Origin of the sequence: Burkholderia cenocepacia (genome assembly GCF_900446215.1) — a bacterium.
Classification (GTDB): domain Bacteria; phylum Pseudomonadota; class Gammaproteobacteria; order Burkholderiales; family Burkholderiaceae; genus Burkholderia; species Burkholderia cenocepacia.
This window is the reverse complement of the sequence record NZ_UAQZ01000001.1, coordinates 314,373-327,291: the sequence shown is the minus strand read 5'-3', so window position 1 is coordinate 327,291 and position 12,919 is coordinate 314,373. Positions and strand designations below refer to the sequence as shown.

Annotated in this window: 11 protein-coding genes; 10 read left to right on the top strand and 1 reads right to left on the bottom strand. The window is 66.5% G+C overall.

Annotated features, from left to right (window positions below; genetic code table 11):
• The first annotated feature begins 94 nt into the window (after window positions 1–94).
• The 4 genes from DTA15_RS01490 (at window position 95) to DTA15_RS01475 (ending at window position 5,748) form a co-directional block, all read left to right on the top strand.
• Window positions 95–2,179, top strand: coding sequence for a 3-hydroxyacyl-CoA dehydrogenase NAD-binding domain-containing protein (locus tag DTA15_RS01490; protein ID WP_006483901.1), 2,085 nt, complete (start codon window positions 95–97; stop codon window positions 2,177–2,179).
• A gap of 44 nt (window positions 2,180–2,223) precedes the next feature.
• The gene (gene pncA / locus DTA15_RS01485; RefSeq protein ID WP_006483895.1) at window positions 2,224–2,856 is read left to right on the top strand and encodes a bifunctional nicotinamidase/pyrazinamidase; all 633 of its coding nucleotides are present in this window, start codon (window positions 2,224–2,226) and stop codon (window positions 2,854–2,856) included.
• A gap of 50 nt (window positions 2,857–2,906) precedes the next feature.
• Window positions 2,907–4,085: an acetyl-CoA C-acyltransferase gene (locus DTA15_RS01480; RefSeq protein ID WP_006483911.1), complete on the top strand. Its 1,179-nt coding sequence runs from the start codon at window positions 2,907–2,909 to the stop codon at window positions 4,083–4,085.
• A gap of 262 nt (window positions 4,086–4,347) precedes the next feature.
• Window positions 4,348–5,748 carry a sensor domain-containing diguanylate cyclase gene (locus tag DTA15_RS01475; protein ID WP_006483889.1) on the top strand — a complete coding sequence of 467 codons (1,401 nt, stop codon included), beginning with the start codon at window positions 4,348–4,350 and terminating at the stop codon, window positions 5,746–5,748.
• A 91-nt stretch (window positions 5,749–5,839) separates the two neighbouring features.
• Here the strand turns inward: DTA15_RS01475 and DTA15_RS01470 are convergent, their stop codons facing one another.
• Window positions 5,840–7,981, bottom strand: a complete 2,142-nt coding sequence (locus tag DTA15_RS01470) for a glucosidase family protein (RefSeq protein ID WP_006483892.1) — start codon at window positions 7,979–7,981, stop codon at window positions 5,840–5,842.
• Between the two features lie 703 nt (window positions 7,982–8,684).
• On the opposite strand from DTA15_RS01470, the gene DTA15_RS01465 reads away from it, so the two are divergent.
• From DTA15_RS01465 to DTA15_RS01440, 6 genes are all read left to right on the top strand, one after another.
• Window positions 8,685–9,080 (top strand): RidA family protein, encoded by a 396-nt coding sequence (locus tag DTA15_RS01465; RefSeq protein WP_006483900.1) that lies wholly within the window; start codon window positions 8,685–8,687, stop codon window positions 9,078–9,080.
• A gap of 132 nt (window positions 9,081–9,212) precedes the next feature.
• Window positions 9,213–9,947 (top strand): chymotrypsin family serine protease, encoded by a 735-nt coding sequence (locus DTA15_RS01460; RefSeq protein WP_049021673.1) that lies wholly within the window; start codon window positions 9,213–9,215, stop codon window positions 9,945–9,947.
• 560 nt (window positions 9,948–10,507) lie between these two features.
• Window positions 10,508–10,822, top strand: a complete 315-nt coding sequence (locus DTA15_RS01455) for a Dabb family protein (RefSeq protein WP_006483902.1) — start codon at window positions 10,508–10,510, stop codon at window positions 10,820–10,822.
• Window positions 10,819–11,298, top strand: a complete 480-nt coding sequence (locus DTA15_RS01450; protein ID WP_006483907.1) for a PaaI family thioesterase — start codon at window positions 10,819–10,821, stop codon at window positions 11,296–11,298. Before DTA15_RS01455 ends, DTA15_RS01450 begins: the two co-directional genes overlap by 4 nt.
• Before the next feature lie 173 nt (window positions 11,299–11,471).
• Complete coding sequence (locus tag DTA15_RS01445) at window positions 11,472–12,431, top strand: alpha/beta hydrolase (protein ID WP_006483909.1); 960 nt, start codon at window positions 11,472–11,474, stop codon at window positions 12,429–12,431.
• A 40-nt stretch (window positions 12,432–12,471) separates the two neighbouring features.
• A complete protein-coding gene (locus DTA15_RS01440; RefSeq protein ID WP_006483905.1) occupies window positions 12,472–12,918 on the top strand; it encodes a GNAT family N-acetyltransferase in 447 nt (148 codons plus the stop codon).
• Window position 12,919 lies beyond the last annotated feature (1 nt).

The following is a 12,919-nucleotide window of genomic DNA, read 5'->3' as shown; positions in this document are numbered from 1 at the left end:
TTGTATGCTGCCTCCGTTCATCCGGACATGCGGCTGTTCGACCGCGCACAATGAAGCGCAGCCAATCCGGCGCGCGATGCATGGAGGCAGGCAGATGGCAGTGGATTACTCGACTCGCGACGGCGTGGCCGTCATCACGCTCAACAATCCGCCCGTCAACGGGCTCGGCCTGTCGACCCGCCAGGGCGTCATGGACGCGCTCGATCGCGCCGCGCAGGACCCGTCGGTCACGGCCATCGTGCTGACCGGCGCGGGCCGCGCGTTCTCGGGCGGTGCCGACATCACCGAATTCAATACGCCGAAGGCGCTGCAGGAGCCGACGCTGCACACCGTGATCCGCGCGGTGGAGGCGAGCGCGAAGCCGGTCGTCGCGGCGCTGCACAGCGTCGTGATGGGCGGCGGCCTCGAGCTCGCGCTCGGCGCGCATTACCGCGTCGCGGCGCCGGGCGCGCAGGTCGCGCTGCCCGAGGTGAAGCTCGGGCTGCTGCCGGGCGCGGGCGGCACGCAACGCCTGCCGCGCGCGGTCGGGCTCGAAACCGCGCTGAACATGATCGTGTCGGGTGCGCCGGTGCCGTCGGAGCAGCTCGCGAAGAGCGGGCTGTTCGACGAAATGGCCGACGGCGACCTGCTCGACGCGGCCGTGGCGTTCGCCCGCAAGGTCGGCGCGCAGAAGGGGCCGCATCCGCGCGTGCGCGATCGCAAGATCGTCCACGACAACGCGGCCGGCTTCATCCAGTTCGCGCGCAATTCCGCGCGAGCCGCCGCGCCGAACTACCCCGCGCCGCACAAGTGCATCGACGCGATCGAGGCCGGCGTGCTGAACGGTTTCGACAAGGGCAGCGTCGCCGAGCGCGAGGGTTTCGTCGCGCTGATGATGACGCCGGAAAGCCGCGCGCTGCGCCACGCATTCTTCGGCGAGCGGGCGGCGAGCAAGATTCCCGACGTGCCGGCCGACACGCCGCTGCGCGAGATCCGCCGGGTCGGCGTGATCGGCGCGGGCACGATGGGCGGCGGGATCGCGATGAACTTCATCAACGCCGGGCTGCCCGTCACGCTGCTCGAGACGAAGCAGGACGCGCTGGAGCGCGGCCTCGCGACGATCCGCAAGAACTACGACGCACAGGTGAAGAAGGGCAAGCTCACGCAGGAGAAGCTCGATGCGCGCATGGCGCTGATCACGCCGACGCTGTCCTACGACGACCTGAAGGACGCCGACCTGATCGTCGAAGCCGTGTTCGAGGAACTCGGCGTGAAGGAGCAGGTGTTCAAGAAGCTCGACGAAGTCGCGAAGCCCGGCGCGATCCTCGCGTCGAACACGTCGACGCTCGACGTCGACAAGATCGCCGCGTTTACGAAGCGTCCGCAGGACGTCGTCGGCATGCACTTCTTCAGCCCGGCGAACGTGATGAAGCTGCTCGAGGTCGTGCGCGGCGCGCAAACCGCGAAGGACGTGCTCGCGACCGTGATGGCGGTGGCGAAGAAGATCCGCAAGACGGCGGTCGTGTCGGGCGTGTGCGACGGCTTCATCGGCAACCGGATGATCGAGCAGTACATCCGCCAGGCACTGTTCATGCTCGAGGAAGGCGCGCTGCCCGCGCAGGTCGATCGCGCGATCGAGAAATTCGGCTTCGCGATGGGGCCGTTCCGGATGAGCGACCTCGCCGGCAACGACATCGGCTGGGCGATCCGCAAGCGGCGCTACGTCGAGCAGCCCGGCCTGCAGTATTCGAAGATCGCCGACCGTCTGTGCGAACAGGGCCGTTTCGGCCAGAAGACGGGCGCCGGCTGGTACGACTACGTGCCGGGCGACCGCAAGGCGAAGCCGTCGTCGCTCGTCGACGAGATGGTCGTCGCGTACTCGAAGGAGCGCGGCGTCGAGCGGCGCAAGATCGGCGACGACGAGATCGTCGAGCGGCTCGTGTTCGCGCTCGTCAACGAAGGCGCGAAGATCCTCGAAGAGAAGATCGCGTCGAAGGCGTCCGACATCGACATGGTCTACCTGACCGGGTATGGCTTCCCGCTGTGGCGCGGCGGCCCGATGCTGTACGCGGATACGGTCGGTCTCTACAACGTCGAGCGCGCGATTCGCCGTTATGCGGCCGCGCCGAACGGCGACGCATGGCAACTCGCGCCGTCGATCGCGGAACTGGCGAAGGCCGGCCGCGGGTTCAACGGCTGACGCCGCCGTATCGCGGCGCGACCGATCCTGTCTGGAGACACGCAATGAAACGCACCGACGACGTCCTGCTCGTGATCGACGTGCAATACGACTTCATGCCGGGCGGCGCGCTCGCGGTGCCCGACGGCGATGCGGTCGTGCCGGTGATCAACGCACTGGCGCAACGCTTCGACCAGGTCGTGCTCACGCAGGACTGGCATCCGCGCGAACACGTGTCGTTCGCGGCGAACCATCCGGGCCGCGAGCCGTTCTCGACGCTCGCGCTGCCGTACGGCGAGCAGGTGCTGTGGCCCGTGCACTGCGTGCAGGACACCGACGGCGCGGCGCTGCATCGCGACCTCGACATTCCGCACGCGCGGCTCGTGATCCGCAAGGGCGGCGACGCGCAGGTCGACAGCTATTCCGCGTTCGTCGAAGCCGACCGCACGACGCGTACCGGGCTCGCGGGCTATCTGCGCGAACTCGGCGCGAAGCGCGTGTGGTGCTGCGGGCTCGCGACCGACTATTGCGTCGCGTGGTCGGCGCTCGATGCGCGCGCGGCAGGCTTCGAAGCCGCGGTGATCAACGATGCATGCCGTGCGATCGACCTGAACGGGTCGCTCGCGCACGCATGGCAGCAGATGCAGGCAGCGGGTGTCGCGCATGCGACGTCCGCGGGCGCGCGCCCGGCGGCGTAGCGCATTTCCCATCCGATTCAGGACATGAAGCAGGACCGAAGGAGACTCGCATGACCGAAGCCGTAATCGTATCGACCGCACGCACGCCGCTGGCGAAATCCTGGCGCGGTGCATTCAACATGACGCACGGCGCGACGCTCGGCGGCCACGTGGTCGCGGCCGCGCTCGAGCGCGCGAAGCTCGACCCCGCCCGCGTCGAGGACGTGATCATGGGCTGCGCGAACCCCGAAGGCGCGACGGGCGCGAACATCGCGCGGCAGATCGCGTTGCGCGCCGGCTTGCCGGTGAGCGTGCCGGGGATGACGGTGAACCGCTTCTGTTCGTCAGGGCTGCAGACCATCGCGCTGGCCGCGCAGCGGATCATCGCGGGCGAAGGCGAGATCTATGTGGCCGGCGGCGTCGAGTCGATCTCGTGCGTGCAGAACGAGATGAACCGGCACATGATCCAGGAAGGCTGGCTCGTCCAGCACAAGCCCGAGATCTACTGGAACATGCTGCAGACCGCCGAGAACGTCGCGAAGCGCTACGGCATCTCGAAGGAGCGGCAGGACGCGTACGGCGTGCAGTCGCAACTGCGCGCGGCGGCCGCGCAGGAAGCCGGGCTGTTCCTCGACGAGATCGTACCGATCACCGTGCTCGCGGGCATCGCCGACAAGGCGACGGGCCGCCTGTTCACGCAGGAAGTGACGGTGTCGGCCGACGAAGGCATCCGGCCCGACACGACGCTCGAAGGCGTGTCGAAGATCCGTTCGGCGGTGCCGGGCGGCGTGATCACCGCGGGCAACGCGAGCCAGTTCTCGGACGGCGCGTCGGCGTGCGTCGTGATGAGCGCCGAGGCCGCGCAGCGCGAAGGGCTGCAGCCGCTGGGTGCGTTCCGCGGCTTCGCGGTGGCCGGCTGCGAACCGGACGAAATGGGCATCGGCCCGGTGTTCGCGGTGCCCAAGCTCCTGAAGCAGGCGGGGCTGAAGGTCGACGACATCGGCCTGTGGGAGCTGAACGAGGCGTTCGCGGTGCAGGTGCTGTATTGCCGCGACACGCTCGGGATCCCTGAGGATCGCCTGAACGTGAACGGCGGCGCGATCGCGGTCGGCCACCCGTACGGCGTGTCGGGCGCACGCCTGACGGGCCATGCGCTGATCGAAGGCAAGCGGCGCGGCGTCAAGTACGTGGTCGTCACGATGTGCATCGGCGGCGGGCAGGGCGCGGCCGGCCTGTTCGAAATCCTCTGATCTTTGACCGGCGGCGGCCGTGGTTGCGCTTTCGCGTCACCGCCCGCCGCCGTGGTGAATAGGCGCGGCGCACGCGCCATTCGCAACGATCGGGAAGTAAAAGGCATGCACCCGGCAATGCCGTTTCCCCTGACTTGTCAAACGAATTGCCCCACCTATACTTGCTCTGACATTTGCCTTTCGGCACGATGGGCCAGATCGTGCGTCGTGCGATCCGTGCCGCGAAGAATCGAACCAACGCAGCAGACCGACCGGGGACCGAATGAGTACGACCTATGCAGCCGGGGAACCGCCGCGCGTCGTCAGCGCGGCCGCGAGGCTCTACGCGAAATGCCTGCTGGTCGGATTCGCGTTGCTGCCCGCCTATCTGATTGCCTATCTGTGGTTCTTCAGCGACCCGGGCGTCGTGTTCGAGAGCCACGCTTTCCATGAAATCGCGATCGCGGCGGCGACGGTCGAAGGCGCGTTCGTCACCTACGTGACGTGGGTGTGCTACCGGTCGTCCGGCGAGCCGCTGTTGCGCTGGCTCACGCTCGGCTTCCTCGGCTTCGCGATGATCTATGCGCTGCACGGGGCGTTCACCGGGATGGCGCACCACAATATCTGGCTGTTCCTGCTGTACGGGCCCGCGTCGCGGTTCGTGATGTCGGCGCTGCTGCTCACGGGCCTGCTGTCGTATTCGCGGCCGCCCGACCGGCTCGACAAGCGCACGAGCGTGCGCACCTGGCTGCCGTGGATCGTGTTCTTCCTGATCGTCAACGTGGCGGTCGCGTACATCGCCTATTCGCCGGTCGCCGGCGCGCCGGGCACGCGGCTGTCGATGGAAGGCGGCGCGCTGGTGTTTTCGCTGCTGAACGTGTGCCTGCTGCTCGCGCGGCGGATCCGCTCGCCGCTGATGGTGATCTACGGCGTGTCGATCATGGCGTTCGCGCTGTCGTCGCTCGCGTTCATCCTCGGCAAGCCGTGGAATCACATGTGGTGGCTCGCGCATGCGATCTTCGCGGGCGGATTCTTCCTGCTCAGTTACGGCGTCGTGCAGGCGCTGCAGACGACGCGCTCGTTCTCGGCGATCTACAGCCAGGAAGACCTGATGAGCCGGCTGTCGGAATCGATGGCGCGCACCGAAAGCGCGCTGCAGGAGCTGCGGCGCACGAACCAGAAGCTCGAATACATGGCCGCGACCGATCCGATGACGGGCGCGTCGAACCGCCGGCAGTTCATCGCGCAAGTCGAGCGCGAGATCGTGCGGGCCGAGCGCGACGGCACGCCGTTCTGCCTGCTCGCGCTCGATCTCGACAATTTCAAGAACATCAACGATGCGTACGGGCACCAGATCGGCGACGAGGTGCTGCGCGGCGTCGTGCGCCAGTGCCTCGAGGCAATTCGGCCGGCGGGCGCGCTCGCGCGGGTCGGCGGCGAGGAGTTCATGGCGCTGTTGCCCGAGATGCCGCTCGAAGGTGCGCGGATGACGGCCGAGCGCGTGCGTTCGTCGATCTCGAGTTCGCCGTTCGGGCTCGACTTCAAGCGCGTGCAGGTGACGGTCAGCGTCGGCGTCGCGCAGTACGGGGTCGACGGCAGCACGGTCGATACGCTGCTGCGGGTGGTCGACGAGCGGCTGTATCAGGCGAAGCGGGAAGGGCGGAATCGCGTGGTGTCGCGGTGATCCGGATTCCTTCGACGTCCCGGCGGCGGGCGTGCCGCCGGGTTTTTTGCATGCCGATGCCGTTGCCCGTCGGTATGCGTGCGGCGACGCGCTAGCGCGCCGCCACCGCCGTCGCCTGTTTCGGCTGTGCGTCCTGCGTCGGCTGCGACGCTTGCCACCAGTACTTGCCCGCGCGCTGCTGCGGATCACGGATCGCGAGATACGTCGTACTCCAGAGCTGCGCCGCGTTGGCTTCGGTCGCATCGGCGCTGCGCGTGCCGAATGCGTCGGTCTGGTACTTGCCGTTCACGTACGACCACGTCCACATTTCCGACGTGCGCATGTCGCGCCCGTTCGAGATCACCTGCCAGATCGTCTGCCGCGCTTGCGTGAGCAGCGTGCGGGTCGTGGCCGACAGGTCCTGACGCGCGAGCTGGCGATCGAGCCCGGCCACCCACATCGCCTGCTGCCACGACCAGATCACCGTGCCGTGATACGCGGAGCTCGTGAACTTCGGCCACAGCGTCTGGCTTGCATACGCGGGGTTCGCGATCAGCATCCCGGCATCGGTCACGAGCCCGGTCGGGAACGGCCGCGTGACGTCGCTGACGATCCGCTGGAGCTGATCGTCCGGCGGCGTGCCGAACAGCAGCGCGAAGCCGCCGTCCGAATTCATCACCGGAATCGGGTTGCCCTGCTGATCGAGCGACAGCGCGTAGAAGGCCAGCGGGGCGTTGGGCGCGGCGCCGGCCGGCACGCCGGCAGACGGTGCATAGGCCGACACGTCGGTGGCCGCCAGTGCGGCCGGCACACTGACCTGGAACAGCGGCGGCGCCTGCGTTTCCCAGGTGGCCGCCTGATTCGCCGTGTTGGCGAGCGTCGCACGCTGCCCGGCATCGAGGTACGGATCGAGCAGGCCGCGGGCGAGGAACGCGTTCGCCGCGCGCAGCGCGGCCGGCACGAGCACCGCGTTCACGTCGTACGGGTAGACGCCGCCGCCGAGGCCATCGGTGCTGTCGCGCCAGTTGCCGACGATTTCACCGGGCCGCAGGTGGATCAGGTTCGCGACCGACGGCTGCTGCGCGAACGGCTGCGCGGTCGTCGCGACGTGCAGCAGATTGACGACGAGGCGGCTGCCGTTGGTCTGCCCGTCGCTGCCGCGCTGCGCCAGATACGCGGCCGCGCGGGCCTGGCCGCGCGTATCGTCGATCAGCCAAGCGGCCGCGATCGGCGCGAGCAGGTAGTCGCTGTCGATCATCTTGTAGTCGTAGGTCGGCGTCGCATCGTTCGGCCGCCCGTTCTTCTGGTTGTCGATCAGCGCGAATTCGCCGATGCCTTCCTCGTGCGCGACCTTGCCGTCCGCCGACAGCCGGCTGAGCACCGACGACAGGCCGGCCTCGATCGCCGCGGGTTCGAGCACGGGCATCAGCATGCGGACCGAAATCAGCGTGTCGCGGCCGAAGTATGTGTCGTATTGCCACGAACCGGCCAGCAGCTTGTCGTTGAAGCTCAGGAATTCGAGCACGTTCTGGCTGACCGGGTCGGGATTCACGGACGGCGCGAACAGGTCGGCGTGCGTGATCGGCGACAGCGGCGTCTCGCCGGACAGCGCATCGATGTGCAGCTTCAGCGTGCGTGCGCCCGCCGGCGCGTTCAGCACCAGCTTGCCGCCCGCAGCCGGCGCGATGCTGCCGCCGTCGCGCAGCGTGATGCGCAGCGCATAGCCCGGTGCGCCGTCGATGCGGTCACGTTGCCATTGCGCGGTGCTGCCCTGGACCGTCGGCGCGGTGAGGATCTGCGGCGGAATCGTGGCGCCGCCGTTGAAGTCGCGCAGGAAGCGCACGTTGCTGAGCACGCCCTGGCGGATCGTCAGCGACGTGGTGTCGACCGACACGTCGGCGCCGATGCCGTACAGCGGGCGGCCATGCGCATCAGGGGCCGACAGCGCGGACGGCGGCGTGTCGAGGCTCCAGTTCACCGGCTGCGCGGTGTCGTCGAACCATAGTCCGGTGCCGCTGTTGCCGGCGGGGAAGACCACCAGCAGGCGCGGCTTCGTCGACGAGCGCACCAGCAGGTGCGCGGCGACCTTGTCCTGCCGGTAGAACGCGTTGATCTGGCCGCCGGTATCCATGCGGAACGACAACGCGGCGGTGTTCGATGGCGGGGTGTTCGACTGGACGTCGTCGTCGTTGCAGGCCGACAGCAGGCCGGCACAGACGAGCCCGAGACACAGCGACTTCGCAAGGCGATGCATGTTGATGTCCCTCCTGATGACTGGCGATTTTTTATCCGGATGTTCTAATCGGCGGATCTTGGGTCCGTTTGATCCCGTCTTGTATTCATTCTGGCGAATGGCGGGAATTAATCGAGGCGTTGCGATTCGTCGAAAGGAAAATGGGTTGGCAAATAACCGAGTGGCCGATAATGCCGAAAGCTGAAAACCACAGGGGTGCGCGTCGATGTCCCGCGGGAAAGGCTATGCGACGGGCCTTCGCGCGGGTGGTGGCGAATCCGGGGCGGCGCAGAAAATGATGCGTAAGCCGTCGTAGGCGATTCTAAATTTGCGGGAAAGCCGAAGTCAATAATGTTTTGGTTTTTGAATATTGAATTGAAAAGTGGTCGCAATTATTACCCGCCGCCCCGGTAAAATGTGCGATTTAACGGATGCCGATTAATGTGCTGCAGCTATTCGAGGGCGAAACAATCGGCAATGGCGTGCCACGCCGGCGATTGTTGCCGGACAGCGAACGAATCGCCGCGTGGTGTCGGTCAATGCCGTGACATGCCGACATGCTGAAACGGCGCGCACGAAGCCGAGCAAGCCGCGTTCCTGCGCATGCTTTCCACGACGACGGATCGCTGACGAAAGCGGAAAGAACTGCGACGTCTGCTAGCATCGGATGGTTCCGACAAGCCTGTCGGGATGCTGGCATCTGATCATCGCAGGAGACTCGTCAATGACGCTCGAATGCATCAATCCCAAGGATCTGCCCACACCGCAAACGTACACGCAGGTCGTCGTTGCGACGGGAAGCAGGATGGTATTCATCTCGGGCCAGGAGCCCGAGGACATCGACGGCAAGCTGGTGGGCCACGGTGATCTCGCGGCCCAGGCGCGTCAGGTATTCGGCAATCTCGGTCGCGCCCTTGCCGCTGCCGGTGCGCGGCCCGAGCAGGTCGCGAGGATCACCATCTACGTCGTGAACTACGAGCGCGATGCATGCTTGCCGATCATCGAAAGCGCCAGGGTGGCGCTGTTCGGCGATCACAAGCCCGCGGACGTGGTGCTCGGCGTGGCCGCGCTGTCGCCCGGTTATCTGATCGAAGTGGATGCGATCGCGGTCGTCGATTGATCGTTCGGCAGTCGCAGCCATTGCATCGCCGGCACGCTCGCTACGTGCCTTTTTCTTTATCGGCCACCAGTTGCGTTGTGAAACCAGGTTGCATCAGCCTGGTCTCGAGCGAGACACCTGCGGTTGTTGCCCATGATCCGCCTTTGGCGCCCCAGGCTCCTGTTTCAGGGTTCACGAGCGTCGCGTTTCAACGTTCTTGATAGTCATCCGGCAATTATCGATCGCTTTTTTCACTCGTTGGTGGAGCCCGTGATGCCTGCAAACAATCTCAAAGTTCGTCCTTTGGTCGGCGGGATCAAAATTGTGACCCGCAGCAAGATTGGCACTTTAGGTTTGGTCGTGAAATACAACGGCAACATGTGCTTTGTGACGGCGGGCCATGTGTTCGGAAAGGGAGATGCGAGGGTGGGGCAGCCCGATGACGCAAACCCGGTGGGTGACCTGCTTGAAAACTTCCTGGAGGACAACCAGGATATCGCCATCGTGAAGGTATCGTCGGGAGTCGACGCAACACCCAACGAGATATGGACGGACAGCGGTATAAAACAGGTGGCGTTCGGTTCAGACGTGCGTCCCACGAAGGACCAGCGTTTGTGGTTGCAGGGTGCGTTCTCTGGCCTCGTGAATTGCTCGGTTGCCGGGACAGATGTCGATATCACGGTGCCGGACACCAACGATCAAGTCAAGAATGTCGTCCTGCTCAACCTGGACGGAGAGGCTCGGACCCAACCAGGTGACAGTGGCGCGCCCGTGGTGGGGAAAGTGGGTGGCAAGGACGTCTGCTACGGTGTGTACGGCGGGAAAGTCGTGGTCGGCGCAGATACGTACGGGTGGTTCACGCCATTCGAGAACCTGTTTTGGGACTAGTCCGGCGTGATCGGATGTGACGCTGTCAAAGCCCTGGGTGCGAGAGCGCTCGGGGCTGTTGCATTGGGGCGCCGAAACGTGAACCGGGTCGACCAGCGCGGGAGCGTACTCGGGGTCGGCGGGGCACGGTCCAGACTCTCCCCGTCGTTGTACCAAGGACGCCGGTTTCAGGGGCAAATTCCCATCCGCCGCTTGGCGCTCGAGCAGGCAATCGAAACCCGTTTTGAACTGCGAGGCGATTTCTGTCGAGATGTGTTTCGGAAAAGAAACGTGACGGCGGATCGCGTACTTCTATTCGGCCTTGTTGCAACGTCAATGCTGCTGTGGACCGGGGCGGGAACGGTGCACACGTTTGGCGCCAGAGCCTGGCAGCGGACACGCCGACTTCGAGATACAGTCCATTGACGTCGGCAAGTTTGATAGGCTTCTCGCCTGCGCGAGCTTGTCGGCGCTCGAGGCCGGACAGGGTAACCGTGGGCGAACGGTGGAAAGGTGTAAAGTGCCCGACTGCCAAGGATGACAGGCCAATCGCCGAATCAACACGAACAGGAGCAACCGAAGTGATCAGACATATCGTCATGTGGAAGTTGAAGGAATCGGCCGAAGGCGCGACGCGTGCGCAGAACGCGCTGAAGCTGAAGGAAAAGCTCGAAGGCTGCCGCGACCTCGTGCCGGGCACCCTGCAGATCGACGTCGGCGTGGCGACGCCCGGCCTCGATGCGACCGCCGACATCGTGCTCGTCTCCGATTTCGCCGACAAGGCCGCGCTCGACGCGTACCAGGTGCATCCGGTTCACCAGGAAGTGAAGAAATTCGTCGTCGCGGTGGCCGAATCGCGCGAATGTGTCGACTACATCGTCGACAACGCACGATGAGCGACGCGGCAACCCCGACGGAAGGCCCGTCGATCGAAAGCCCGTTCGTCGATCTGCTCGGCGTGCAACTGGTGTCCGCGAAGGATGGCGCGAGCGAGATCGTGCTGCCGCTCGAGGAGCGCCACATGAACACGTGGAGCATCGCGCACGGCGGCGTGACGATGACGCTCGCCGATATCGCGCTCGCGATGGCGGCGCGCAGCCTGACCGACGACGGCGTCGGCGTCGTCACGGTCGAAATGAAGGTGAACTTCATGCAGCCGGGGCGCGGCGAACTGCGCGCCTACGGGCGCGTGATGCACCGCTCGACGACGATGGCCTACTGCGAAGGCGAAGTGCGCGACAGCGACGGCAATTTCGTCGCGAAGGCGCTCGGTACGTTCAAGTACATGCGGCGGCTCGCGGTCGGCCGCGACATCAAGCGGCAACGTTCGCGCACCGCGCCGGACGCCCAGCCGGGCCCGAGCGACGCGTAAACGCACCGGCCATGCACGGCCCTGTCTCTTCGATGAGGCAGGGCCGTTTTGTTTGGCAGCACGGGATGGCGGCACACGGCGCGGCGCGTACGCCGGTCCGGCCGCCGCGTGGCATCATGTCACGCTTGTCCGCTTTGTCCGTTCACGGCGCCACGCCGGCGCCGTCCATACCGATGCCGCTGAATCCGAAGATCGCCCAGGTGCTCGACATGATCGAGCGCGCGAAACGTCCGTCGTATCACCATCAGACGCCGCAGCAGGCGCGCGCCGCGTACGAGAAGAGCGCGCCGATCCTCGACGTCGCGCCGGCGCCGATGCATTCGGTGGAGGCGTGCGTCGTGCCGACGCGCGACGGCCGCACGATCGGTGCGCGGCTGTATTTACCGGTCGCGCCGAGCCTGGCGGAACCGCTGCCCGCGCTCGTGTACTACCACGGCGGCGGCTTCACGGTCGGCAGCGTCGACACGCACGATGCGCTGTGCCGGATGTTCGCGCACGATGCGCAATGCGCGGTGCTGTCGGTCGACTACCGGCTCGCGCCCGAACACCAATTTCCGACCGCGGTGAACGATGCGGACGACGCGTTGCAATGGCTGCATCGCGAGGCCGCCGCATTCGGCATCGACGCCGCGCGGCTGGCGGTCGGCGGCGACAGTGCGGGCGGGACGCTCGCGACGGTCTGCGCGGTGCTCGCGCGCGACGCGGGCATTCGCCTTGCGCTGCAGATGCTGATCTATCCGGGCGTGACGGGCTACCAGGACACCGAATCGCACGCGCGGCTCGCCAACGGCTACCTGCTGACGCAGGGCACGATCCAGTGGTTCTTCGCGCAATACGTGCGCGATCGGGCGGATCGCGACGACTGGCGGTTCGCGCCGCTCGACGGCACGCGCGATGCACCGTCGTTCGCGGGCGTTGCGCCGGCGTGGATCGCGACGGCCGAATACGATCCGCTGAGCGACGAGGGCGCCGCGTACGCGGACAAGTTGCGTGCGGCCGGCAACGCGGTCACGCTGGTCCGCTATCCGGGGATGATCCACGAATTCTTCAAGATGGGCGGCTACGTGCCGGAGGTGCGGGCCGCGCATGCCGATGCGGTCGCGGCGCTGAAGGCTGCATTCGACGAGGTTTGACGGCGGGCGGCCGAAGGCCGCATGCCGTGGGAGGACTGCGATGACGAACGGCGTGGGCGGAGTGGAAACGGGCGACTGGACGGTACTGGGCGGCGACGCAGCCAGGATCCGCGACGCGGTATTCGTGCGCGAGCAGCAGATTCCGCCGGAATGGGCGCTCGACGACGACGATCCGCTGTCGCTGCATGCGGTCGCGTACCGGACCGACGCGGCGACCGGGTTGCGCCGCGCGGTCGCGACGGGGCGGTTGCTGCCGTCCGGCACGATCGGCCGCGTCGCGGTACTGGCCGACATGCGCGGGCAGGGCGTCGGGTCCGCCGTGCTGAATGCGCTGCTGGATGCCGCGCGGCGCCGCGGCCAAGCCGTCGTGCGGCTGTACGCGCAGGATTCGGCGGTGTCGTTCTATCTGCGGCACGGCTTCGCGGCGGTCGGCGAACCGTTCGTCGAAGCCGGCGTGCCGCACGTCGAGATGGCGCGCGCGCCGTAGC